The organism is Tahibacter soli, assembly GCF_025717065.2.
GTDB lineage: Bacteria > Pseudomonadota > Gammaproteobacteria > Xanthomonadales > Rhodanobacteraceae > Tahibacter > Tahibacter soli.
Map to the genome: position 1 here is coordinate 188,235 of NZ_JAOVZO020000019.1, position 25,622 is coordinate 213,856.

Genomic DNA, 25,622 nt, shown 5'->3' on the forward strand with positions numbered 1-25,622 from the left:
TGCGAGGACGACAGACATGAAAAAGTCAGCTGCGATCCTCGGTCTCGCCGCCGCCCTGTTCGGCTGCGTGCAGGCCCAGGCCGCCATCAACACGATCGACAACGTTCCGGCCGCGACGCTCCTGCTGCCGAACTTCGAAATCGGCACCGACCCCGCGAGCCACACGGTCATCACCGTCGGCAACCGCGCCGCGACCGAAACGCTCGCGCACGTCGTGCTGTGGACCGACCGCGGCGTCCCGTCCGCGAGCTTCGACGTGCGCCTGCCGGCGCGCGGCGTCAGCGAAATCGACCTCTCGGCGATCTTCACGACCGGCGCGCTGCCGCAGTCGACCGCCGGCGGCTTCGGCACCTGCGCGGGCACGCTGCCGCCGGCGCCGCTCGACCCCGTCGCGCTGCGCAACGCGCACACGGGCGCCGCCTCGGCGCTGCTCGCCGGCCAGTGCGGCAGCACCACGCACGGCGACACCGTCGCCCGCGGCTACGTGACCATCGACGCCACCAGCGCGTGCACGGCGCTCGTGCCGGGTTCGGCCGGCTACTTCGTCAACGGCGGCACGGGCATCGCGACGAACGCGAACGTGCTGTGGGGCGAGGTGTCGACGACGCACTCGGGCTTCAACACCTCGACCGGCGACGCGCTCGTCGCGATCGAAGCCGACGGCGCGAACGCGGCCACCACCGGCGCGTCGTACACGTTCTACGGCCGTCGCATCGGCTCGTCGGCCGACAACCGCGAGCGCCTGCCGGCCGTGCACATCGGCCGCTACACGATGCAGGACGTGCTGTTCCGCACGTCCGCGCAGGTCTGGCGCGATCCGGGCAACGTCGCGCCGTTCGTCTGCGGCAACCCGCCCGCCGGCCTCGACACGCAGCAGGTCATCGCGTTCGACAACCGCGAAGAGCCGTCGGTCTCGCAGTCGGCCGCGATGCTGCCGCTCGCGACGCAGTCGGTCCGCCTCGACGACCCGGCGCAGGCCGCCGTGCCGTTCACGCTCGGCTTCATCTACTACCACCTCGACCTCGCCACGGCGGCGCCGCCGTTCGGCAACGCCAACCAGGGCTACGTCACGCTGACCTATCGCGCGCTCAGCGGCGAGGAGAGCAAGGCGAGCGGCTGGACCGGCCTCGGCCTGTCGGGCGGCATCCTGCCGATCACCATCGAGCAGTGTTCCGACGGCATCGACAACGACGGCGACGGGCTGATCGACTTCCCGAACGATCCCGGCTGCGTCGACAGCCACGGCGTCGAAGCGGCACCCTGTTCCGACGGCATCGACAACGACGGCGACCTGCTGATCGACTACCCGAACGATCCGGAGTGCGGCAGCGCGCACGACATCACCGAAAACGCGATCGTCGCGTGCGACGACGGCATCGACAACGACGGCGACGGCCTCATCGATTATCCGAACGATCCGCAGTGCAACTTCCAGAACGACAACACGGAAAATTTCGGCCAGTGCGACGACGGCATCGACAATGACGGCGACGGCCTGATCGACTTCCCGGCCGACCCGGGCTGCACCAGTCCGAGCGATTCGAGCGAAACCGCACCGGCGTGCTCCGACGGCGTCGACAACGACGGCGACGGCCTGGTCGACTTCCCGAACGATCCGGGCTGCGCGAACGCGAACAGCAACAACGAGGCGCCGGCCTGCAACGACGGCACCGACAACGACGGCGACGGCTTCACCGACTTCCCCGCCGACGTCGGCTGCGCGAGCGCGAGCAGCACGAACGAGTCGCCGGCCTGCAACGACGGCGTCGACAACGACGGCGACGGCCTGACCGACTTCCCGGCCGACCCCGTATGCGCCTCGCCGTCCGACACGGCCGAGCAGACGCAGTGCTCCGACGGCTTCGACAACGACGGCGACGGGCTGATCGACTTCCCGGCCGATCCGGGCTGTACGGCGCTGAACGACACGAGCGAGCAGAACGCGCCGCAGTGCGGCGACGGCATCGACAACGACGGCAACGGCACGATCGACTTCCCGCAGGACCCGGGCTGCACGACCGCGACCGATGCGTTCGAGGGGCCCGACTGTTCCGACGGCGTCGACAACGACCAGGACGGCCTGATCGACGCGCTCGACCCGGGCTGCACGAGCCCGACCGACGTCAACGAGCTGTCGGACGCCGTGACGCGCGCGTGCAACGACGGCATCGACAACGACGGCGACGGCTTCACCGACTTCCCGGCCGACACGGGCTGCCAGGGCGCGTGGGACGACGTCGAGTTCTCGCCGACGGGCGGCGGTACGCTGATCACGATCAATCCGGCGACGCTGCCGAACGGCACCGTGAACTTCGCGTATCCGGCGCAGGCGCTCGTCGCCAGCGGCGGCCTCGCGCCGTACACGTTCGCCGTCACCGCCGGCGCGCTGCCGCCGGGCCTGACGCTGTCGCCGGCCGGCGCCATCACCGGCATCGGTACGGCGGTCGGCACGTTCGGCTTCACCGTGACCGCGACCGACGCGAACGGCTTCTCCGGCACGCGCAGCTACACGATCAACATCGTGCTCGGCGCGGCGGCGGTACCGGTGCCGGCGCTGTCGACGCTGATGCTCGCGCTCTTGACGCTGCTCGTCGCCGGCGCGGCGTGGTTCTTCGGCAACCGTCGCATCGCCTGACGTAAAGCCCTCTCCCCGCAAGCCTGCGGGGGAGAGGGTTGGGTGAGGGGGCGAACGCCCCGGTTCTCCAATACAGCAACGCAGCGCGATGCGCTTGTCTCCTCCGCTCTACGGGTCTCCGCAAGAGATCGCGTTGCAGGTCAGCCCGTGCTTTCAACCGCCGCTCGCAACCCTCTTCCCGTTCTCATCCTCGCCGCACTGACTGCGCTCGCATCCGCCTGCGCCACCGCGCCGAAGAACCCGGCGGCCGTCCGCGCGAAATTCGCGCAGCCGGCCTGCCCCGACGTGCGCATTCCGGCATCGGAAAAATTCACGGCGACGCCGTTCGACACCGGCCTGCCGGCCAGCGGCCAATGGCGCGACGGCTTCGATCTCGCCGACATGAACGGCGACGGCATTCTCGACGTCGTGCACGGTCCGCCGCGCAAAGGCAAACCCCTGCCCGCGATCTTTCTCGGCGACGGCCACGGCCGCTTCGCGTGGTGGTCGCAGGCGCACTTTCCGCCGCTGCCGTTCGACTACGGCGACGCCAAGACGGGCGACCTCAACGGCGACGGCCGGCGCGACCTCGTCATCGCCTCGCATCTGCGCGGCGTCGTCGCGCTGGTCTCCGAGGGCGACGGCCACTACGCGCCGTGGGGCGAAGGCCTCGCGTTCGACGTGCCCGAACGCCACGTCGACACGCCGCTGTTCACGTCGCGCAATCTCGCGGTCGTCGACTGGGACGGCGACGGCAAGCCCGACATCCTCGCGCTGAACGAGGGCCCGACGCGCTACGCGACCGGCACGCCGGCCCAGGCGCTCGCGCTGTGGGTCAACCGCTACGGCTACTGGGATCGTGCGCAGCCGGAAAATCCGTTGCAGACGTTCGGCGATTCGCTCGCGGTGGGCGACGTCGACGGCGACGGGCGTCCCGACGCGCTGCTCGGCACGCAGGTGGCAGGCTCGCGCCTCGTGCTGCAGATCGGCGACGCGAAGGGCTATCACTCGCGCGAGCTGCGCTCGCTGCCGCTCGACGCCGCGGTCACCGCGGTCGCGCTGCACGATTTCGACCGCGACGGCCGCGCCGAGGCGCTCGTCGCGCCGCGCGCCGTCGACGGCAGCCGCTTCTGCATGTCGCTCCATCACGTGGCGTTCGACGCCGCGGCGGACGAACGCGACCTGCCGCTGTGGGGCGAAGCCTCGCGCGACCCGATCTCGGTCATCGCGACCGGCGACGTCGACCGCGACGGCCGCGACGACATCGTCGCGGTGCGGCAGGGCGGGCAGATCCTCTTCTTCGCCGGCCGCAAGGGCGGCTTCTCGCACGACCTCGCGCTCGCGCCCGAACCCGACCTCGTCGACTGCGCGGCATACGACGCCAGGCTCGCCGACCTCGACGGCGACGGCGCGCCCGAGCTTCTCGTCAGCTACGCCGGCGACGACATCGGCACCGGCACCAACCGCTGCCGGTCCGGCGGCGGGTTTCGCGCATGGAGGCTCGGCACGCGTTGATAGTTCGGACGATGTTTTTTCGATAGCAGATTCGGTGCCCAGGGGAAAAACATGAAGACCAGAATCCAGCCAGGCCGCCGGCTGGCGGCGGTGCTGCTCGCACTCGCCGCGTCGCCGGCATTCGCCGCGATCGGCACGATCGACAACACGCCCGGCGCGACGCTGCTGTATCCGCATTTCGAGGTCGACGCGAACGACGCGAACGGCATCAACACCGTGCTGACGCTGCAGAACTCCAGCGCGACTGCGATCCTCGCGAACGTCGTGCTGTGGACCGACTACGGCCTGCCGACCGCACACTTCAACGTGTACCTGACCGGCTACGACCAGCAGGCGATCGACCTGCGCACGATCTTCCGGCGCGTGCCGCCGCGCACCGCGTCAGACGGACAGGACCCGAACGACACGATCTCGCCGCAGGGCCGGTTCTCGCAGGACATCAACTTCGCCAGCTGCAGCGGCCTCCTGCCCGACGCCCCGCTGCCGATCAGCGCGAATCTCGCCGCCGCGCACAGCGGCCAGGCGTCGATCGACTACTTCAACGGCCAGTGCGGCGCGCGCAATCTCGGCGACGGCATCGCGCGCGGCTATGTCACGGTCGACACGGTCAACCAGTGCACGACGGCCGTTCCCGGCGCGCCCGGCTACTTCGTCAACGGCGGCGCCGGCATCGCGACCCACCAGAACGTGATGTACGGCGACTACGTGATCGTCGATCCGGCACGCCGCTCGACGACGAGCGAGACGGCCGTGGCGATCGAGGCCGATCCGACCAACCCGCTGACGAGCGGCGGCGCGAACAAGCAGACGTTCTACGGCCGCCTCGTCGGCTTCACCGCGGCGGACAACCGTGAGCCGCTGCCGACCGCCTGGGCCGGCCGCGCCTCGGCCGGACGCACCGACGTCGACTACTGGCGCGATCCGGGTGTCGCGGTCGCGCCGTTCGCCTGCGGCGGCGCGCCCGCCGGCCTGCCGGCCGGCCAGAAACACGCGGTGCGCTTCAACGACGCCGGCACGCAGACGGGCGCCGGCGCGGGAGACCTGTTCCCGTTCGGCGGGGGCACGACGACCGGTTCGGTCCTCGGCGTCGTCGACTCGCTCGGCTGGCTGTTCGTCAACGCCAACCTCACCGCGCCGAGCGGCCCGCTCGGCTTCGTACGGCAGTCGTGGCTGACGTTCCGGCAGGTGCCGCGCGGCATGGCGCCGGGCGGCGGCACCTACACCGTCCCGGGCATCCAGCTCGGCAACGCCGCCACCGGCGACGACCCGACTCCGTAAGGAACCGACGATGAAGACGATGAAAACCACCGCCTCGCTCGTCGGCCTCGCGACCGCCCTCCTCCTCGGCGCGAATGCCGCGCAGGCGACGATCGGCGCGCTCGACAACGTGCCGGCCGCGACGCTGCTGCTGCCTTATTTCGACGTCGACCCGGCCAATCCCGCCGCGTCGCGCACCGTGCTGACCGTCGGCAACCGCGCGACGACCGAGACCCTCGCCAACGTCGTGCTGTGGACCGACCGCGGCGTGCCGACGTACCGCTTCAACGTGCGCCTGCCGGCGAACGGCGTCGCCGAAATCGACGTCGCGGAACTTTTTGCCAACGGTACTTTGCCGCAAACCGCGGCCGGCGGCTTCGCCTCGTGCGCGGCGAGCCTGCCGCCGGCGCCGCTCGACGCGGCGACGCTCGCGGGCCTGCGCAACGCGCATTCGGGACAGGCGTCGACGCTGCTCGGCGGCCAGTGCGGCAGCACCGCGCTCGGCGACGCGCACGCGCGCGGCTACGCGACGATCGACGTCGTGGCCAGTTGCGCCCCGGCCGTGCCCGGCGACACCGGCTACTTCGTGCAGGGCGGCGCCGGCATCGCGCGCAACGCGAACGTGCTGTGGGGCGAGCAGTCGACGTTCAACGTCGCAACCGGCACGGCGATCGGCGACGCGCTCGTGCACATCGAAGCCGACGGCGCGAACGCGGCGACCACCGGCGCGTCGTACACGTTCTACGGCCGCCGCAACGCCGGCAGCAGCGCGGACAACCGCGAACGCCTGCCGACGCGCTGGATGGGCCGCTATTCGCTGCAGGACACGATCTTCCGCACGCAGGCGCAGGTGTGGCGCGATCCCGGCGCGGTCGCGCCGTTCGCGTGCGCGGCGCCGCCGGCCGGCCTGTCGCAGTACGAGGTCATCGCGTTCGACCACCAGGAAGAGGTCTCCGACATCAGCCAGGCCACGACGCTGCCGCTCGCGGCGCAGTCGGTGAACCTCGCCGACCCGGCGCGCTCGACGATCCCGTACGCGCAAGGCTTCGTGTTCTACAACCTCAACCTCGCCGACGACGTACCGCCGTTCGCGCGCGACAACCAGAGCCACGTCAGCCACGTCTACTCGGCGCTGAGCGGCGATTCGGGCAAGTCGGCCGTCTGGCCGAGCCCGCTCGACTACAACCTCAACGTCGCTCTGCGCCTGTGTTCCGACGGCATCGACAACGACGGCGACGGGCTGATCGACTGGCCGAACGATCCGGGCTGCTCCGGTCCGAACGACACCAGCGAAGGCGCGATCTGCTCCGACGGCATCGACAACGACGGCGACGGCCTCGCCGACTACCCGGCCGACCCGGGCTGCGGCGCGCCGTCATGGGACATCGAAAACCCCGAGTGCAACGACGGCGCCGACAACGACGGCGACGGCCAGACCGACTTCCCGAACGACCCCGAGTGCTCGACCGCGCACGACCGCATCGAGAGCTTCACCTCGCCGTGCGACGACGGCATCGACAACGACAACGACGGCCTCGTCGACTGGCCGGCCGACCCGGGCTGCCTGTCCGTCAACTATCCGCGCGAAAACTACGGGCAGTGCGACGACGGCATCGACAACGACGGCGACGGCCTGATCGACTATCCGAACGATCCGGGCTGCACCAGCCCGACCGATCCGATCGAATCGCCGCCCGTTTGCAGCGACGGCCTCGACAACGACGGCGACGGCCTCGTCGACTTCCCGGCCGATCCGGGTTGCGTGAGCGCGCTCGGCAACACCGAATCGCCGCAGTGCAGCGACGGCACCGACAACGACGGCGACGGTCTCGTCGACTTCCCGAACGACCCGGGCTGCACCGGTCCGTCCGATCCGCAGGAAGGCGGCCCGCAGTGCGACGACGGCGTCGACAACGACGGCGACGGCCTCGTCGACTTCCCGAACGATCCCGGCTGCGCCGACCAGTACGCCAGCAACGAAGCGCCGCAGTGCAACGACGGCACCGACAACGACGGCGACGGCCTCGTCGACTTCCCGAACGATCCGGGCTGCGCGGCGGCGTCGAGCACCAACGAGCGGCCGGGCTGCAACGACGGCATCGACAACGACGGCGACGGCCTCGTCGACTTCCCGGCCGATCCGGGCTGCCCGAGCGCATCGGCGAACAACGAGAACACGCCGCAGTGCGGCGACGGCCTCGACAACGACGGCAACGGCCTGATCGACTACCCGCTCGATCCGGATTGCCAGAGCGCGTTCGACCAGACCGAAGCGCCGGCGTGCGGCGACGGCGAGGACAACGACGCCGACGGCGCGGTCGACTATCCGGCCGACCTCGGCTGCCAGAGCGCGACCGACCAGACCGAACTCGACGGCGGCATCGTGCCGCAATGCGCCGACGGCATCGACAACGACGGCGACGGCGACGTCGACTACCCGGCCGACACCGGCTGCGCCAACGCGGCCGACGACGTCGAATTCGCCGTGACCGGCAACGGCGGCATCACGATCGTCGTCACGCCGGCGACGCTCGCGAGCGGCACGGTCAGTCTGCCCTACCCGGCCGTCGTGCTGGCGGCATCGGGCGGCCTGTCGCCGTACACGTTCGCGGTCACCGCGGGCGCGCTGCCGCCGGGCATGACGCTCGCGCCGGACGGCACGCTTTCGGGTACGCCCTCGCAGGTCGGCGCGTTCGCGTTCACCGTGACGGCGACCGACCTCAACGACTTCACCGGCACGCGCAACTACGTGCTGACGATCGGCCTGCGCTCGCTCGCGACGCCGGTGCCGTTCGTCTCGCCCGCGACGCTCGCGCTGCTGGCACTGGCGTTCGCGTTCGCCGCGTATGCCGCGCGACGACGCCGCGCGTAAAGCCACGCGACGATCCATCGAGCCCCCGGGAAACCGGGGGCTTTCGTTTATGCTGGTGCGCCGCCACCGGAAACCTCCGCAATGCCGATCCGATCGCTGCTGCCGGCCGTGACGTTCGCCGTGCTCGTCGCCGGCTGCGCCGCGACAACGACGAAACCGCGAACCGACGCCGATCCGGTCGCAGAACGCGCGCGCGCCGCGCAGCCGGCGTGCGCGGCGTCGACCGTCGCCGCGCAACCGCGCTACGCCGCCGAGCCGTACGACAGCGGCCTGCCGGCGGCCGGCCAGTGGCGCGACCGCTTCGACGTCGCCGACATGAACGGCGACGGGATCGCCGACATCGTGCACGGCCCCGCGCGCAAGAGCCGCGGCACGCCCGCGATCTTCCTCGGCGACGGCGCGGGACATTTCTCCTTGTGGAAAGACGCGCATTTCCCGGCGCTGCCGTACGACTATGGCGCGATCGTCGCCGCAGACTTCAACCGCGACGGCCGCGCGGACGTCGCGCTCGCCGCGCATCTGCGCGGCTTCGCCACGCTCGTCGCCGACGGCGGCGGGCAGTTCGCGCCGTGGGGCGAAGGCCTCGCACTGTACGCGCCGACGCAGACCGTCGACACGCCGATCTTCACGTCGCGCAACCTCGCGGCGGTCGACTGGAACGGCGACGGGGCGACCGATCTCGTCGCCTTGAACGAAGGCCCGTCGCGTTTCGTCGCCGGCACGCTGCGCGAAGCGTTCGCCATCTGGCTCAACCGCAACGGCGGCTGGGAACGCGTACGGCCGGAGAACGCCCTCGACACGTACGGCGACGCGCTGGCGATCGGCGACATCGACGGCGACGGCCGCCCCGACGCGCTGATCGGCACGCAGGTGCCCGGCATGCGCATGACGCTGCTGATGAACGACGGCCGCGCGTACCGGCCCGCCGAGCTGCGCTCGGTGCCGCTCTCCGCGACGGTCAGCGCCGTCGCGCTGCACGACTTCGACGGCGACGGCCGCGCCGAACCGGTGGACGCGTCGCTCGCGGTCGCCGGCGGGCGCTGGTGCGCGTCGCTGCAGCACGTCGCAATACCGGCGCGCGGCGGCGAACGCTACACCGTGCTGTCCGGCGACGCGTCGCGCGATCCGTTCGTCGCGATCGCCGTCGGCGACGTCGCGGGTTCGGGCCGCGGCGGCGACGTCGTCGCCGTGCGCGCGAGCGGCGGCGCGTTCGTGTTCCGGCGCGAACGCGACCGCTTCGTGCGCGACGTCGACATCGCCCCGCCCGAGCGCTACGCGCACTGCCACGCGTTCGACGCGAAGCTCGTACCGGTGCGCGGCGGCGCACGGCTCGTCGTCAGCTACGCTGGCGACGACGACGGTTCGGGCGGGCCGCAGTGCGCCGGCGGCGGCGGATTCGCCGCGTGGACGCTCGCGCCGAAGGACGCGCCGTGAGCGCCGCTCGCGACCGAGCGATCGTCTGGGCGATCGGCATCGCGCTCGTCGGCAGCGCCTGGCTGCTCGACCCCGGTGCGCAAGCGGGCTTCGACGCGCCCAAGCGCTTCGCCGTGCTCGCGGCGGCGGCGTTCGGACTCGTGGCGCTCGCCTGGCCGCTCGCGCTGCCCGCGTGGCGCGCGTGGTCGCGGCCGGCGCGGCTCGCGGCCCTGTTCGCCGCGCTCGCGGCGGTCGGCCTCGTACTGGCGACGATCGCGGCGGAGCAGCCCGACGTCGCCCGCGACGCCTTGCGCACGCTCGCGCTGTACGCCGTGTTCGTGCCGCTCGGCGCGGCGCTGGCGTCGAGTACGCGCGTCGCCGCGGTCGCCGCCGTCGCGATCGGCGTCAACGCGCTGCTGTCGCTCGCGCAGGCCGGCGGCCTCGCATTGCCGATTCCCCTCGCGCAGCTCGGCGGGCGCTACCCGACCGGTGCGCTGCTCGGCAACGAAGCCTACGTCGCGATCGCGTGCGCGCTGCTCGCCGCGGCCTGCGTCGCGGTCGCGCTGAACGCGACGTCGCGGCGCGTGCGGTTCGGCGCGATCGCGCTCGTCGCCGTCGCCGTCGCGACGATCGCGGTCAACCGGCAGATCACCGCATCGGTCGCGCTCGCGGCCGGCGTCGTCGCGATCGTCGCGGTGCGCTTGAACGCGGGCAGGCTCGTGCCGGTCGGCGCCGGCATCGTCGCGCTCGCGCTCGCGACGGCCGCCGTGCCGGTCTTGCGCGGCGCGACGTGGGGCGCGCTGCCGTTCGGCGTCGAGACGTACCAGCGCACGACGACGTACCGGCTCGGCGCGTGGGCCGCGGCCGACGAAATGATCGCGGCGCGCCCGTGGACCGGCTACGGGCCGGGAAGCTACGCGGCGCAGGCGCAGCCGCACCGGCTCGCCGCCGAGCTGCGCCTGCGCGAACGCCTCATTCCGCCGCCGCCGTCGTCGGCGTTCGTCTACGCGCACCAGGACTATCTGCAGCTCGCCGCCGAAGCGGGCCTGCCGACGCTCGCCGTCCTGCTCGCATCGCTCGCGCTCGTGCTCGGGCGATTGCTGAGAATCGCGCGTTCGCCGGGGCCGCCCGAAGCGCTCGCGCTCGTCGGCGTGCTCGTCGCCGGCGCGGTCGCGGCGCTCGCGTGGTTTCCGCTGCAGATTCCGCTCGTCGCGGTCGTGCTGCTGGTCGCGGCGGGGCGCGCCTGGCGCGTCGTCGCGGAGGATCGCGCATGAAGCTCGTCGTACGCATCGTCGTCGTGATCGTCGCGGCGTTGCTGCTGTGGCCGGAAGTGCCGCGCTATCGCGCCGAACGGCTGCTCGCCGACGCGAACGCGCGGCTCGAACGCGTGCTGCGCGGCGCGGAACCGGCGGCGACGGCCGTCGCGTCGGTGCAGGCGGCCGACGATGCGGCACGCCGCGCGGCGGAAGGACTGCCGCCGGAGCCGAGGCCGGCGCTCGCGCGGTCGATCGCGCTGATCATGACGCGGCAGCCCGACGCGGCGGTCGCGGTGCTGAACGACGCGATCGCGCGCGGCGAACGGCCGGAGCTGACGATCAACCTCGGCCGCGCCCGCGCCGCGCTCGGCGACGAAGCGGGCGCGCGGCGCGCGTACCTGCGCACGGCGTGGGCGGCGCCGAGCGCCGTCGGCACGCTGCCGCAGTCGATGCGGCAGTCGGTGCTCGACGAGGTGGCGGCGCTCGAGGCGAAGCTGCGGGCGGGCGAGCTGCGCGAAGTGCCAGCGCTGTAGCGCACGCGCTCGCGGGTGCCCGGCGACGCGTCCGCATCGGCACGTCGATGTGCGAAGCTGCGGGCATCGCACACCCGGAAACCGACATGCACGGCAAGAACCTCGCACGAACGGCCGCCGCCGCGATGATGCTCGCACCGATCGGCGCGGCGCTCGCGGACGAACCGTTGTCCGCGCAAGACCCTTGCAATTTTCACGCGTCGATGCCGCTGCTCGAACGCGGCGTTTACGACAATTACACTTACGCGGAAAGAGCGCACGATGCGGCGACCGAGAGCGCCCGGCTGGCCGCGGGCGTGCGCATCGAGATCGTCAGCAGCGGCTGCGTCGACAGCAGCGCGCGCACCTACACGCTGACCTATACCGGCACCGCACTGCCCGAACGCACGCTCGCGCAATGGGCCGGCGTCGCGCAACACGAGCTCGGCGCGCTGCGGCTCGCCGAGGGTGCGAAGGACGAGACGCGCGGCATCGTCGCCTACGCAGGCGCCGTTGCGGCGGCGCGCGAGACCGGCGACAAGGTCGTGCGCTGCGCCGACGACACGGCGCCGACCGACGGTGAATGCGCCTGGCGCACCGGCGGCAGCCGCGGCATCGAAGTTCGCCGGGAACCGGGCGGCGTTCGGGTCGTTCTTACCGAAGAGAGCAGCCGCTGACGCGACGACCGCAGGCAGTATCCGTCGCGCGAGGCGCCGACGATCGCGCGGATAGCGCCGCACATCCACCACGCGCAAGCTATCAACGCCACGGCGCCGAGCCCGATCGCAACGCCGCGGCCGCCGGTTCGAGTTCGCCATGAGATTTTCTCTGTCGATGGTTGACGGGAACGCCGCGCCGGGCGCCGCACCGGGGTCGGGCCGGTGCGGCGCGCGCGCTCAGTTGAAACCGCTCTGGAATATTCGGTCCAACTGCGCATTGCCCGTCGCGAAGCACGTGCCGATCTCCGACGTGTTGCCGGCGGCGTCGGTCGCGGCAAGGCCGATCAGCGGATTGCCCGAGAGCGTGGGCAGAACGACGTTGATCTTCAGCGCGCCGGCCGGTGCCGGCAGCGTCACCTGCGCGGTGCCGATGAATGCCTGGGCATGCGGCCGGCCACCCGCCGGCGTCGTGTTGTCGCATCGCGGCGAGAAATACGCGTCGATCCGGTACGTGCCGGGCGGCGCGTCGAGCGAGGCGCTCACCGTGGCGGCGACATCGGTGACCGAAGCGCCCGACGCCGCCCCGATCAGCAGCGCGGTCGCGATCGGAAAATTCTGCAGATGGTTGGCGCCGTCGTCGCCGTCGCCCGCGTCGTTGGCCAGCGGACCCGCGGCGCCCAGGTCGATGTCCATGCCGTTGTTGCTGGCGCCGTTGTCATAGATGAGATTGGTGCGCACCGCGTTGTTGCTGCCGCTCTCGATCAGCACGCCGCCCTGCAGCATGTTGCGGATGGTGTTGGCGTAGAAGCTGCCGCTGACGTTGCTGGCAGCCGGCGCGCCGATGGTGTTGTTGCTGCCGTTGCCGCTCACGCGCACGCCGGCGCCGCTGAAGAAACCGCCGCCGCCGAGCGTGTAGCCGATGCGGTTGCGCTGGATCACGTGATGGCTGCTGCCGTTGATCCAGATCGCGTCGTTGCTGTTGCCGACGATGCGGTTGCGGTCGACCAGGCAGCCGCTGCCGGCGAGGTTGATGCCGGTGAAGTTCGGGAGCGCGGTGTTGCCGTTCGCCGCGACGCCGATGAGATTGTTGACGATCTGGCAGCGGTCGGTGCTGCTCGACACGGTGCCCGCGACGTTGATGCCCGAGAAATCGGCCCCGCCGATCACGTTGCGGTCGGCCAGGTTGTTGCCGCCGACGATCAGGCTGCCGCTCGCGTTGACGCCGATCGAGATGGCCGAGAGGCTCGCGCCCGGCAGCGGCACGCCGGCGACGCTGCCGCCGAACTGGTTGCCGGCGATCACATGGTTGCTGCCGCCCAGCAGCATCACCGGCTGGCTGAAACCGCCGAGGCCGACGCCGCGCAGGGTCAGCGAGCCGACCGTCGCGCCCGCGGGCACGTTGAAGCCGTACGGCAACGTGCCGCTGGCGGGCTTGAGCACCACGCACAGGTCGGCGTCGAACGTATCGGCGCTGGCGTTGACGCTGGACCCGGGCTGCGTCGTGCCGTCGACGATGACCGGCGTGAGGATCTGCGGCAGCGCGCTCGCCAGCGCGATCGTGCGCGGGCAGTTGCCCGGAATGTTGAACGTTATGGTTGCGGGGTTCGACGACACGTTCGCCTGCGTGATCGCGTCGCGCAGCGAACCGACGCCGCTGTCGGCCGTGGTGATCACCGAATACTGCGTGGCGTCGTTGAACGCCGATTCGAACGCGCCGCGGTCGGGCGCGCTGCCGAGCCAGCGCGTGTGACCGAGAATATCGGTCGCCGACAATCCGCCCGGGAAGATCGCGGTGCCGGAGTTCACGGCGGTCGAATCGCCCTGCAGCAGGTAATTGCCGCTGAAGGGATCGACCCATAGCGGCGTCGTCTGTATCGCGGCCACGGTCGTGCCGGCCGCGCCGTTGCGGTTGAGCGAGAAGAACGTGCTGTTGATCATGTTGATGGTGGCCATCGAGACCGAATCGATCCCCGCGGTCTGCACCGACGACCACACGATGCTGTTGGCGAACGATGCGTCGCCTTCATGCGTGCTCGCGTCGCCCTCGAGGCAGAGCTGCCGATTCGGCGCGACGTCGATCGTGCTGTTGTTGACGAGCAGCGTGCCGCCTTCCACGAGGTTGACGATCTGCGCGCAGGTGCCGATCGGCATGCCCGAGGGCATCTTGTCGACCAGCACGTTGTCGAGCGTGACCGAACCGCCGCCGAAAGCGACGAAGTCCAGGGTGGCGCTCGATGCCGGGACGCCGCCGATATGCGTGCGGCTGACCTGGATCGTGCCCTGGTCGCCGAACGTGCCGGCGTATATCCGGAACGGATTCGCGTTGACGATGCTCAATCCGTCGATCGCGACGAGGTTGTCCGAGGTTTTGTTCTGCTGCAGGTGGAGCGCGCCTCCCGACATGTCGATGACGGTTTCGTAGGCGTTGACGATCGCCTTGCGCGCGCTGCAGTCGGCGTTGTAGCCGCCGAGCAGCGTCGTGGGCCGCGGCAGGTCGACGAAGCGGCCGGTCAACGGGTACGTACCGGTCGCGAAGCGCAGGGTGACGGCGTCGGGCGAGGCAGCCGCGATCGACAGCGCCGCGTCGAGCGTCGCGTTGGAGTTGACGCACAACGCGATCGCCTGGGCGGCTTTGCCCGACACGATCGACACCAGCGCGAACGACACCGACAGCAGTCGGCACGCGAGCCGCGAACCGCGGCGCAAAACGACGGAGAAACGGGACGACATGATGGCCTTCCGGAAGTCGGGCGGATTGCCCATGTCGTTCCAGTACGAGATTCGCCCGGCAAGGGGACACGCCGGCCGCGCGATCGCGCCTCGCCCCCGTCGTCGCGCAACGTCGTATCGCGGGCACCCGTCCGTTGTCCCGCCGCGCGCCGTTTTTCGGTATACGTGTCGGGAAGCCGCCCGGCGTCCGTCCACGAGCACCGCATGACCTCCCCACCGATGGACGCGCTGCGCTGGCAGCGCCTGCGCGCCTGGCTCGACCGCGGCCTCGATCTCGACGCGAGCGAGCACGCGGCGTTCGTCGCCGGGCTGCCGGCCGGCGACGCCGACCTGCGCGACGAACTGCATCGCCTGCTCGCCGAGCATGCGCGGACCGACGCGCGCGCGTGGGAAGATCCGGTCGCATTGGCGGCCACGCGTCTTCTCGGCGCGACGCCGGCGGCGCGCGACGACGATCGCGAGCGCGTCGGCGGCCAGATCGGGCCGTACCGGCTGCTCGAACTCATCGGCACCGGCGGCATGGGCGCGGTGTATCGCGCCGAACGCAAGATCCAGCGCTTCACCCACCGCGTGGCGCTCAAGGTGATGCGCCTCGGCATGACCTCGCCCGCGATGCGCGAGCGCTTCGAGCGCGAGCGGCAGATTCTCGCCGGCCTCGTGCACCCGAACATCGGCACGCTGTTCGAAGGCGGCGAAACGCCCGAGGGCCAGCCCTACTACACGATGGAATACGTCGAAGGCATGGCGATCACCGAGTTCTGCCGCGAACGCGACCTGCCGCCGGAGCGGCGCGTGGGGCTGCTGATCGACGTCGCGACGGCGCTCTCGCACGCGCACCAGAATCTCGTGGTCCATCGCGACATCAAGCCCTCGAACATCCTCGTCACGGCCGACGGACGCGTCAAGCTGCTCGACTTCGGCATCGCCAAGCTCGTGGGCATCGAGGAAGCCGATACGCACGCCGGCTTCGGCCCGATGACGCCCGAGTACGCGGCACCGGAACAATTCCACAATGCACCAGTTACGGTGGCTACCGACGTCTACCAGTTCGGCGTTTTGTGCTTTCGCGTGCTGACGGGCAGCCTGCCCTATCGCGCGAGCGTGAGCGACGGCCTCGCCTGGGCGCAGGCCGTCAGCACCGAAGAGCCGCAGCTGCTGGCACGCGCGCTCGACGCGACGCACGCGTGGAAAGCCGCGCCGAACCTCTCGCGGCTGCGGCGCCGGCTCAGCGGCGATCTCGATGCGATCGTGCGCAAGGCGCTCGCCAAGGCGCCGGCCGAACGCTACCGCTCGATCGACGCGATGGGCGCCGATCTCGATGCATTCCTGCGCGGGGCGCCGGTAAGCGCGCGCGCGCCGAGCGCCGCCTACCTGCTGCGGCGCTTCGTACGCCGCCACCGCTATGCCGTCGCCGCCGGCGCGCTGGCCGCGCTGCTGCTGGTCGGCGCCACGGCGTTCAGCCTGCGCGCGGCGCGCACGGCGCAGTTGCACGCGCATCGCGCGGACGTCGCGAACCGCTTCCTGCTCACGGCGCTCGACATCACCGACGTGTTCAGCGGCGCCAACCGCGGCGACTACACGCTCTCCGAAGTGATCGAGCGCGCGGTGGCGCAGGCGCGTTCGGCCCTGCGCGACGAACCCGAGGTGCGCGCCGACGTGCTGAGCCAGCTGAGCCTCGCGCTGCAGCATCGCGGCAAGGTCGACGCCGCGCTGTCGGCCGCGGCCGAGGCCTACGCGCTGCGCTTCGACGCCGCGGGCTCCGAGCCTCTGGATCTCGCCATCGTGAGCCAGCAGCTGGCCAGCCTGGAAATCGAGATGGGCCGTCTCGACGACGCCGCGCGGCACCTCGACGATGCGGTGCGCGAACTCGAACGCGCCGGCCGGCAGGAGCGGCGCATGATTCAGGCGCACACGAGCCACGGCAAGCTTGCGAGCCTGCGCGGCGATGCCGAGGCGTCGCTGCGCCGGTACCGGCTGGTGCTCGATCTGCGCCGCGCGCTGCCGGGCGACAACGACGCCGACATCGCGATGGACTACGGCAATCTCGGGACGGGCCTTTACAACCTCAGCCGCTTCGCCGAATCGCGCGACGCGTTCGAGCAGGCGCTTTCGGTGGCGCGTACGCACCTGGGGCCGCAGCATGCGCGCACGGCATTCCTCGAATGCGGCCTCGCCGCGGCGCTGACGCAGCTCGCCGAGTTCGACGCGGCGAGCGCGCTGCTCGATCACGCCGATGCGATCTTGCAACCCGACGGCGCGAGCGCGACGCCGAGCGCGGTCAACACCGAGCACGTGCGCGCCGCGATCGACTTCTACCGCGGCGACTACGCGAGCGCCCTGCGGCACTCCGATGCGGCACTGGCGCGGATGCGCGGCGCGAGCCCGGTGAGCGGCGCCGGCATGCTGATCATGCGCGGACGCATCGAACTGGCGCTCGGCGATACCGACGCGGCGCGGCGCAGCCTGGGCGAATCCGAAACGCTGTTCCTCGCCGACGGGCGCGGCGACCACGCGCAACGCTGGTACGCCCACGGCCTGCTCGGGGCCACGGCCGGCGACGCGCGCCTGGACGAGGCGCTGCGAAAGCTGCTGGAGCCCGGCCGTCATGCCGGGTTCGAGCTGGCCGACCTGTCAGCGCGTGCCGGCACGGCCGCGCGGCAGCGCGGCGACGGCGCCGAGGCGCTGCAAGCCCATCGACGCGCGGCAAACCTGCAGCGGCAGACCGGCTGGCTGGGTGCGCTGGGGCAGGCGCACGCGCAGGCCGAACTCGCGCTCGACGCACTCGCACCCGGGGCCGACACCGCGGCGCGGGCCGAGGCGCCCGCGCTGCGCGCGCGCAGCATCGCAACGCTCGAACGCGTCGCGCCGCGCGATGCGATGCTGGCGGCCCTGAAGGCCGCGGCGCCCTGACGTCAGACGCCCTGGCGAATCGCGTCGCCGAGAAACGCGCGCGCGATCGACCAGTGGCGCTTGGCGGTGCGCTCGCTCACGCCGCGTACCCGCGCGATCTCGTTGAGCGGCAGGCCGACGAACGAATGCCATTCCACGAGCTGCGCGAGCTCCGGATCGAACGCCTTGAGTCGGACGAGGGCCGCATCGAGCGCGACGAGTTCGTCGAGCGGCTTGTCCGCCTGTTCGATACGGTCCGTGAGCTCGGTGCGCACGAGGCCGCCGCCGTGCCGCGGCGCGGCCTTGCGGATCGATGCGTCGACGATGATCTGCCGCATGGCCTGGGCGATCACGTTGTAGAAATGCGCGGTACCCTGGATTTCGCCGCTGCCGCGCGCGAAGCGTATCCACGCCTCGTGCAGCAGCGCCGTGGGGTTGACGGTCAACCCGGCCTGCGCGCGCCGCAGATGGCCGCGCGCGACGCGCTTCAATTCGTCGTACACCAGCGCGAACAGCCGCTCCTGCGCCGCGGGATCGCCGCGATCGAGGCCGGCCAGCAGATCGGTCAACTCGGGTCGGCTCATCGGCGGCGGGGTGCGGCGGCGGAGCCGTGAGTGTAGCCGCGCGCGGCGCATCGCAGCGCACGATACGCCCCGCGGCGGCGAATCCGCGTACGACCGCCGCGGGTTCGCCTGCGCGTCAAGGCCGCGCGGAACCCGCCCGGGCGGCACTTGTCCACAATTTCTCAAGTTCCGACGCGGACCGCTCCCACCCGTGCCGCGCCTCGACGAACCGCCTCGCCTGTCGCGCGAGCCGCGCGGCGAACGCCGGGTCCGACATCAGTCGCTCGACCGCCGCCGCCATCGCGGCGCCGTCGTCCGCCACCAGCGCATGCTCGCCGTCGACCGCTTCGAGCCCCGCCGCCGACAGCGACGTCGCGACCACCGGCGTGCCGCTCGCCATCGCTTCGATCATCTTGAGCTGCTGCCCCGATCCCGCGCGCAGCGGCACGATCGCGACCGCGGCGCGCGCCAGATACGGATGCACGTCGGGCACCGGACCGACGAGTTCGATGCGCGCGTTATGACGCGCCAGCCGCGCGATCTGCGGCGACGGATTCGCGCCGACCAGGGTCAATCGCACGGCCGGCAGCAGCGGCAGCACTTCGCCGGCGAACCATGTCACCGCGTCGACGTTCGGGAAATAGCCGAGGTTGCCGACGAACACGAGTCCGTCGCGGCGCTCGTACGGCGCGAACGCGAACGCGTCGAGATCGACGCCGTTGCAGACGACGCGCAGATTGTCGATATCGCCGATCGCCGCGCGGTCGGTCGCCGAGCACACCGCCGCGAACGCGACCTTGCCGCACAGCGCGCGTTCGAGCGCCGGCAGACGCCGCGCATCGAGCCGCGCGAGCCAGCGCCACGGCACGCGATCGAGCGCCGCGCGGCGCGCCATGTTCAACGACAGCGCATCGACGAAGTCGACGACGCACGGCAGCGGCGCGAGCGCATCGACCGCGGCGTCCAGGCGCGCGAGCGCGACGTGCGCGACGTCGAAGCGCCCTCGCGCGACGAGCGCCGCAAGTTCGTCCGGCAACGCATCGTGCATCGCGACCTGCAGCGGCCGGCGGCCCGGCAGCGCCGCGAGCGCGCGCGCGGCCATCGCAAGGCGCGAGCGCGGCGCGACGATCACGCGTTCGCAGCAGCGCTCCACCGCGTCGCGCCAGCGCGGCGGCGGCGCGTTGCGGTCGAACGTCAGCAGCGTGATCTCGTGTCGTGTCGAGAGATGGCGTATCTGCTGCCACGCGCGCAGCTGATCGCCGTGCGCGAGCTGTCCGGGATAGCGATTGGTGACGAACAGTACGCGCATCGCGGCGATTGTCGACGGCCGCGTACACTCGCGCAATGAGAATTCTCATCGTCGCCACGAAGCCGCCGTGGCCGCCGCGCGACGGCGGTCGCCTCGTGCTCGCCACGACCGTCGACGGCCTCGTCGCCGCCGGCCACGACGTGGCGCTCGTTGCACCGGCCGATGTCGACGAGCCGCCCGACGCGCCGCCGCTCGCGCTGCTCGAACGCGTCCGCGTCGCGCGCCGCGGCTGGCTGTCGTCGGCGCTCGGCGCGTTCCTGAGCGGTCGCGCGCTGACCGTCGAGCGGCACGCGCACGACGCCGTTTCCGCCGCCGTTGGCGCGGCGATCGCGCGGTTCAGGCCCGACGTCGTGCATGCCGAGCAGTTGCAGGCGATCGCGAACGCCGGCCCCGCGCTCGCGCGCCGCGTGCCGCTGCTGCTGCGTATGCAAAATGTGGAATCTTCGCTATGGCGCCAGACCGCGCAGGCCCGCCGGCTGTGGCGCTGGCTCGCGTTCGAGGCCCGGCGGCTGCGCCGCGACGAGGCCGCCGCGAGCGCGTCGGCGCACGTCGTGACGTTGACGCGGCGCGACGCTGCGGCGCTGCGCGAGATCGGCGGCCGCGACGTCGCAGCGGTGCCGCCGGCCTTCCCGGCCGAACTGCCGGCCGGCGCGCCGGTCAACGGTGCGCCGGCCGTCGCCGTGGCCGGCAGCGCGGGCTGGTGGCCGAACCGCCAGGGCACGCGCTGGCTGCTCGACGAGGTGATGCCGCTGTTCGCGCGCACGTGTCCCGGCGCGCGCGTGCACGTCTACGGCGGCGAGCGCGTCGCGCGCGCCGGCGTCGACTGGCGCGCCGCGCCCGACGACGCGCGCGACGCGTTTCCGGCCGGCGCGATCGCCGCGGTGCCGCTCCTGATCGGCTCCGGTATCCGGATGCGCATCCTCGAAGCCTGGGCGCGCGGACTGCCGGTCGTCGCGACGAGCGTCGCGGCGGCGGGCCTCGACGTCGCATCGGGCCGCGAGCTGATCGTCGCCGACACGCCGGCCGCGTTCGCGCAGGCCATCGCCGACCTTGCGGCCGACGCGACGCTCGCGACGCGACTCGCCGACGCGGGCCGCGCCTATCTCGCGCGGCATCACGACCCGGCCGCGCAGACGCGCGCGCTCGTCGCCCAATACGCGTCGGCGCGTACACTCGACGCATGAAGATCGCCGTTATCGGGGGCAGCGGTCATATCGGCACGCGGCTCGTCGCCGCGCTCGCGCGGCACGGCCACGACGTGCGCGCCTACGCGACGTCGGCCGGCCGCGGCGAAGCCGCGCCGCTCGACGTGCGCGACGCCGATGCGCTGACGCGCGCGCTGACCGGCGCCGACGGTGCGATCAATCTCGCCGCGCCCCCGCCCGACGCGCGCGGCGCGGCGCTCCACGACGCGGTCACCGTCGGCGGCGCGACGAACCTCGTGCGCGCCGCCGCGGCGAACGGCGTCGCACGGCTCGCGTTCGTCAGCACCGTGGCCGTGTACGGACTCGACGCGCCGCTCGCGCGCGAGGACGCGCCGCTCGCGCCGTTCGACGACTACGGCCGCGCCAAGGCGCGCGCGGAGTCGATCTACGCCGCGTGGGCCGCGGCCGGCGCGAATCGCGACTTGACGATCGTGCGGCCGAGCGCCGTCTTCGGCGAGCACGGCGGCGGCAACGTGCGCGCCCTGATCGATCATCTCGCGCGCGAACGCTTCGTCATGGTCGGCGACGGCGCGAACCGCAAGTCGATCGCCTACGTCGGCAACCTCGCCGACTTCGTCGCCGCGCGGCTCGACGCCGCGGCCGGTGTACAGGTGTACAACTACGCCGACAAGCCCGATCTGTCGACGCGCGAACTGATCGCGAAAATCCGCGCGCTGCTGCCGGCGCCGGGCCGCGAGCCGGCGCACGTGCCTTACGCGCTCGCGCTCGCTGGCGGCTACGCGTGCGACGCGCTCGCGGCGCTCGTGCGGCGGCCGTTCGCGCTCGGCAGCGCGCGCGTGCGCAAGTTCCGCGCCGAAACCACGGTGAACGTCGACGCGGCGCTCGCCACCGGCTTCGTCGCACGCGTGTCGCTCGACGAGGCGCTCTCACGCACCGTCGCGAGCGTGCTCAAGGGGCCGTAATCTTGGTATCGACGCGGCGTATCTGCGTGCGCGCGCCGGCCGGCCACACGAGCGTCGCGCGGCCGATCAGATTGCGCCGGGGAATCGGCCCTTCGGTGCGGCTGTCGAAGCTCGTCGCGCGCTCGTCCCCGACGAAGTAGTACTGGTCGTACGCGAGTTCGACGTCGCCGTATTTCACCGCGTCGAGCGGCATGTCGGCAGCGTCGGACGGCGGCGGCACGGGCTTGTCGCCGACGCGCAGGCCGTGCGCGTCGATCCGCACGCGCTCGCCCGGCAGCCCGACGAGGCGGCGCACGAGCCGCGTGCCGGGCTTCGTCGTCGATTCGTACGCGACGAGATCGCCGGCGCGCAGCGCCTTGATCGTCGCCTCGCGCGTGTCGACGACCGCGACGTCGCCGCGCGCGAGCGCCGGCGCCATGCCGGCCGCGGCGACGCGATGCAGCGTGAAGCCGAACAGCTGCGCACGCCACTGGCCCGACGCGGCGTACAGACCGGTCGTCAGCACGCCGAAAACGAGATAGAAAATCCAATGGTTGTACCAGCGCGGCCGAAACCGCACGCGGCGTTCCGACGCGAGCCAGGCCGGCAGCACGGCGAGCGCGAACGCGAGCATCGCGAAGCAGCCGGCGGCGATCCACGCGCCGGCGACGATGTGCACGAGGCCGGTCTGCCCGAACACGATCGCGGCGAACAGATACACCATGATCAGCAGCAGCGCGATCGACAGCCCGCCCGCGTAGGCGAGCGCGACGAACGGAAACAGCGGCGTCAGCGCGAGCGCGGCGCGCACGTCGCGCGGGCGGTTGCCGCGCGGCGCGTCGTGCGGTTCGCCGGCGTCGGGCGGCGGCGTAGCGGTCAAGACGCGACGCCGCACATCGGCACAACGGCTATCGCTATTCGCATCGCCTCGCCTCCCCGCGTGACTGCGCGCCACCGTAAGCGCGGGGCCGATCAGGCGTCAAGCGCCGCCGCGGCGAGCGCGGCCACCGCGAGGTCCGAGCGCACGCCGGCCTCGTCGCCGTCGGAAAGAAACCACGCCGCCGACAGGCCCGCGTACGCGAGCACCCATTGCAAGAGGCGGCGCCGGCCGAGACCCGAGGCTTCGGCGACGACGTCGATCTGCCGCGCGAAGCGCGCCGGCCGCACGACGGTTTCGAGGTCGGGATTGCAGATCAGGTTGGCGTAGTCGTAGCCGCGGTCGCCGGCGACGCGCTTCGGATCGATCGCGAGCCAGCCGCGCGCGCCGAAATCGAGCACGTTGCGGTGGTGAACGTCGCCGTGCAGCGCGACCGTCTCACGCGGCTGCGCCAGGAGCTCGCGCGCGACCGTCGCGCTGCGCGCATAGAGACCGCCGTGTTCCGCGGCCGCCGGCCACAAGGCGGCGAACCAGTCGGCGAGCGCGACGAGGTTCGGCGGCGGCGCACCGCGATGCGCGTGCAGGCGCGCGATCGTCGCGCAGACGATGCGGCTGGCTTCGTCGTCGCGGCCGTCGCGCGCCATGTCGAGCAGCGACGTGGCGTCGCGCGCGCGCTCCATCACGAGCGCCGTGCCGTCGTATGCGTACACGTGCGCCGCGCCGTCGCCGTTCCACCACGCCATCAGCGCGCCGCCGATTTTTTCCTCGTCGTCGATCGCGACCTTGAGCATCGCCGCCTCGCCGCCGTAGCGCACGGGCAGAAGGCAACTGGACGGCGTGACGATCGCCTCGCCGTCGGCGACGAGGTTCCACTTGGCGATGTACGGGTCGAACATGCGGCGCTCCGGTCGTCGGGCCTCTACCGACCGACCTCGACGCGTCGAGTTCCACGCGGCGTTTGCGCGCATCGCGCCGGTCTAATTTGCGGCGAAGCGGCGCATGCGCGCGCAAATCGCCGCGGTGCGACGCGCCGCCGCGCCTAGACTTTCGCTCCCGGCGCGACGGCGCCCGAACCAGGATCGCACCATGCTCGACCACGTATCGCTCGGCTCGCACGACTTCCCGCGCGCCGTGAATTTCTACACCGACCTGTTCGCGACGATCGGCTATCGCCGCCACAAGCTCGACGAAAAAGAGGCCGCGTTCGGACCCGGCGACGAATGGACGTTCTTCGTCTATCCGGCCGCGGCGGACCAGGCCGTCACCGGCGCACGCATGCATCTGGCGTTTCGCGTCGCCGACCGCGCGACGGCGAACCGCTTTCATGCCGCGGCGCTCGAACTCGGCGGACACGCGCCGAACCCGCCGCGACCGCCGGCACACCGGCCGGAGTTCGGCGAGGACTACTACGGCGGGATGTTTCTCGATCCGGACGGGCATGCGATCGAGATTTTGACGCGGGGGAGTGAGTGTCGAGCCTCCCCTGCTCGTCATCCCGGCGGAGGCCGGGGGTGGTCTCAACCGGTCATTGCAACGCCTGTGCGAGTTTAAAAGCAGGCGTTCTGAATGCCAGCGTCTCTCGTGGACGTTGGTTCAGTCGTCGCGAAATCGCGTCGAGTTGAGTCTGTGTAAAGAGCGATAAATCGGCCTTGCGCGGCAAGTATTGGCGCAATAGCCCATTGGTGTTTTCGTTGGATCCGCGTTGCCACGGACTGCGGGGATCGCAAAAGTATACCGCCATGTCGGTGGCGAGAGTGAAGCGGGCATGGGCGGTCATTTCCGCACCACGGTCCCAAGTCAGCGAACCTCTGAGGGTTGCCGGCAAGCGCTTCATGCGACGAGCAAGGGCACGCACCACGGTCTGCGTGTCCTTGCCGGCCAGCTTGACCAGCATCACAAAACGAGAGTGGCGCTCCACCAGGGTACCGACATAGCTGTTGTTCGCCCCGCAGATCAAATCGCCTTCCCAGTGTCCTGGTACTGCCCGATCTTCGATCTGTGCGGGACGCTCGCTGATCGAAACCGCATCGGGAATCTGTCCTCGACCTTGCGGCACACGCTCGGCGTTGCGTGAGCGGCGCAGTTGTCGCTGTGATCGCAGATGCGTCATCAACTCCTTTTTCAGCGCGCCCCGCGCCTGAATGAACAAGGATCGGTAGATCGTCTCGTGCGACACACGCTGCTCCGGCTCATGCGGATGCTCAAGCTTAAGCCATTGGGCAATCTGGTTCGGCGACCAATCCTGTCGCAGCTTTGAGGCAACCTGATGCCGTAGTCGATGTGAGCGCGCCAGACGGCACACCTTCGGACGACGAGCCCGCTGCCACGCTCGCTCGTCGGCCAGCACCGCGCGATAACCCTGGCGTCCGCCGTGACGACCCACTTCGCGACTGATCGTGCTCGTTGGCCGGCCCAACTCGCACGCGATCTGTCGGAATGAGTCACCGGCAACAAGCCCTCGCGAAATGTGTTCGCGATCATGCAATGTCAGCGTACGGGCCGAGCGGCGCGACGCCATCGGCGCCACGCCACCGCGTGCTTTGACCAGATCCGTCACCGACGAGGCGTTGCGCGACAGTCCTCGGGCAATCTGCCGCAACGACTCACCGGCGCGAAATCGGCGCCAAACCTCCTGTCGCTCCGCTTGACTCAAGGTGCGTGACCGCGACCTCTCCATGCCTTCTCTCCGATCGAAACAACATGCCTATGTTGCATCGACCGGTTGAGACCACCGGGATCCAGCTTTTACGTCGAGTGTTCGCGGATATCGAAAAGCTGGATTCCGGCCTCCGCCGGAATGACGAGCTGGGAAGCAGCGACACGCCCTTCGTCAAAATGACACCGCACCGCATCGCGCACGTTCTCGCGCAGTTCTTCCAGCGATTCGGCCTGCGTGAAGATCGATTCGCCGAGCGCGCGCGCGCTGTAGCCCCCCTCGGGCGCTTCCTCAACCAGAAAAACGATCTCGCTCATAGGCACCTCGACTGTACGTCGCGATGTTACGCCGCGGCACCCGATGACAACCACCCCCGCTAAAAAACGTAAAGCC

At 71.2% G+C, this 25,622-nt stretch carries 19 protein-coding genes; 12 read left to right on the top strand and 7 right to left on the bottom strand.

Features of this window, described 5'->3' with window-relative positions:
• Positions 1 to 16 precede the first annotated feature (16 nt).
• From OD750_RS20000 to OD750_RS20035, 8 genes are all read left to right on the top strand, one after another.
• Positions 17 to 2,635 (top strand): Ig domain-containing protein, encoded by a 2,619-nt coding sequence (locus OD750_RS20000; protein WP_263540925.1) that lies wholly within the window; start codon positions 17 to 19, stop codon positions 2,633 to 2,635.
• Positions 2,636 to 2,782: 147 nt separating this feature from the next.
• Positions 2,783 to 4,129 carry an FG-GAP repeat domain-containing protein gene (locus OD750_RS20005; protein ID WP_263540924.1) on the top strand — a complete coding sequence of 449 codons (1,347 nt, stop codon included), beginning with the start codon at positions 2,783 to 2,785 and terminating at the stop codon, positions 4,127 to 4,129.
• Positions 4,130 to 4,180: 51 nt separating this feature from the next.
• Entirely contained in the window at positions 4,181 to 5,407 is a 1,227-nt protein-coding gene (locus OD750_RS20010) for a hypothetical protein (RefSeq protein WP_263540923.1), read from the top strand.
• Positions 5,408 to 5,417: 10 nt separating this feature from the next.
• Positions 5,418 to 8,258, top strand: a complete 2,841-nt coding sequence (locus tag OD750_RS20015) for an Ig domain-containing protein (RefSeq protein ID WP_263540922.1) — start codon at positions 5,418 to 5,420, stop codon at positions 8,256 to 8,258.
• Between the two features lie 81 nt (positions 8,259 to 8,339).
• A complete protein-coding gene (locus tag OD750_RS20020; RefSeq protein WP_263540921.1) occupies positions 8,340 to 9,692 on the top strand; it encodes an FG-GAP repeat domain-containing protein in 1,353 nt (450 codons plus the stop codon).
• The gene (locus OD750_RS20025; RefSeq protein WP_263540920.1) at positions 9,689 to 10,945 is read left to right on the top strand and encodes an O-antigen ligase family protein; all 1,257 of its coding nucleotides are present in this window, start codon (positions 9,689 to 9,691) and stop codon (positions 10,943 to 10,945) included. The genes OD750_RS20020 and OD750_RS20025 overlap by 4 nt, the downstream gene beginning before the upstream one ends.
• Positions 10,942 to 11,460 carry a hypothetical protein gene (locus OD750_RS20030; protein ID WP_263540919.1) on the top strand — a complete coding sequence of 173 codons (519 nt, stop codon included), beginning with the start codon at positions 10,942 to 10,944 and terminating at the stop codon, positions 11,458 to 11,460. Before OD750_RS20025 ends, OD750_RS20030 begins: the two co-directional genes overlap by 4 nt.
• Positions 11,461 to 11,546: 86 nt before the next feature.
• A complete protein-coding gene (locus OD750_RS20035) occupies positions 11,547 to 12,116 on the top strand; it encodes a hypothetical protein (RefSeq protein WP_263540918.1) in 570 nt (189 codons plus the stop codon).
• Positions 12,117 to 12,335: 219 nt separating this feature from the next.
• Here the strand turns inward: OD750_RS20035 and OD750_RS20040 are convergent, their stop codons facing one another.
• On the bottom strand, positions 12,336 to 14,828 hold the full coding sequence (locus OD750_RS20040) for a right-handed parallel beta-helix repeat-containing protein (RefSeq protein WP_263540917.1): 2,493 nt from the start codon (positions 14,826 to 14,828) through the stop codon (positions 12,336 to 12,338).
• Between the two features lie 204 nt (positions 14,829 to 15,032).
• Between OD750_RS20040 and OD750_RS20045 the strand changes: the two genes are divergently transcribed.
• Complete coding sequence (locus tag OD750_RS20045; protein WP_263540916.1) at positions 15,033 to 17,738, top strand: serine/threonine-protein kinase; 2,706 nt, start codon at positions 15,033 to 15,035, stop codon at positions 17,736 to 17,738.
• Positions 17,739 to 17,740: 2 nt separating this feature from the next.
• Here OD750_RS20045 and OD750_RS20050 read toward each other — a convergent pair whose 3' ends face one another.
• Positions 17,741 to 18,301, bottom strand: coding sequence for an ECF-type sigma factor (locus OD750_RS20050; protein ID WP_263540915.1), 561 nt, complete (start codon positions 18,299 to 18,301; stop codon positions 17,741 to 17,743).
• Between the two features lie 115 nt (positions 18,302 to 18,416).
• Positions 18,417 to 19,589, bottom strand: coding sequence for a glycosyltransferase family 4 protein (locus OD750_RS20055; RefSeq protein ID WP_263540914.1), 1,173 nt, complete (start codon positions 19,587 to 19,589; stop codon positions 18,417 to 18,419).
• Positions 19,590 to 19,624: 35 nt separating this feature from the next.
• Here OD750_RS20055 and OD750_RS20060 point away from each other — a divergent pair, with 35 nt between their 5' ends.
• Positions 19,625 to 20,773 (top strand): glycosyltransferase family 4 protein, encoded by a 1,149-nt coding sequence (locus OD750_RS20060; protein WP_263540913.1) that lies wholly within the window; start codon positions 19,625 to 19,627, stop codon positions 20,771 to 20,773.
• Complete coding sequence (locus tag OD750_RS20065) at positions 20,770 to 21,717, top strand: NAD-dependent epimerase/dehydratase family protein (protein WP_263540912.1); 948 nt, start codon at positions 20,770 to 20,772, stop codon at positions 21,715 to 21,717. Before OD750_RS20060 ends, OD750_RS20065 begins: the two co-directional genes overlap by 4 nt.
• On the opposite strand, the gene lepB is transcribed toward OD750_RS20065, so the two are convergent.
• Together lepB and OD750_RS20075 are read right to left on the bottom strand one after the other, a co-directional pair.
• On the bottom strand, positions 21,704 to 22,576 hold the full coding sequence (gene lepB / locus OD750_RS20070; protein ID WP_263540911.1) for a signal peptidase I: 873 nt from the start codon (positions 22,574 to 22,576) through the stop codon (positions 21,704 to 21,706). The two genes, OD750_RS20065 and lepB, sit on opposite strands and share 14 nt — an antisense overlap.
• A 92-nt stretch (positions 22,577 to 22,668) precedes the next feature.
• Positions 22,669 to 23,469: an aminoglycoside phosphotransferase family protein gene (locus tag OD750_RS20075; protein ID WP_263540910.1), complete on the bottom strand. Its 801-nt coding sequence runs from the start codon at positions 23,467 to 23,469 to the stop codon at positions 22,669 to 22,671.
• Between the two features lie 190 nt (positions 23,470 to 23,659).
• Between OD750_RS20075 and OD750_RS20080 the strand changes: the two genes are divergently transcribed.
• Positions 23,660 to 24,124, top strand: coding sequence for a VOC family protein (locus OD750_RS20080; protein WP_263540909.1), 465 nt, complete (start codon positions 23,660 to 23,662; stop codon positions 24,122 to 24,124).
• Here the strand turns inward: OD750_RS20080 and OD750_RS20085 are convergent.
• Positions 24,099 to 25,250 carry an IS30 family transposase gene (locus tag OD750_RS20085; RefSeq protein ID WP_263540908.1) on the bottom strand — a complete coding sequence of 384 codons (1,152 nt, stop codon included), beginning with the start codon at positions 25,248 to 25,250 and terminating at the stop codon, positions 24,099 to 24,101. The two genes, OD750_RS20080 and OD750_RS20085, sit on opposite strands and share 26 nt — an antisense overlap.
• A 68-nt stretch (positions 25,251 to 25,318) precedes the next feature.
• Positions 25,319 to 25,546: a type II toxin-antitoxin system HicB family antitoxin gene (locus tag OD750_RS20090; RefSeq protein ID WP_263540907.1), complete on the bottom strand. Its 228-nt coding sequence runs from the start codon at positions 25,544 to 25,546 to the stop codon at positions 25,319 to 25,321.
• Positions 25,547 to 25,622: the final 76 nt, after the last annotated feature.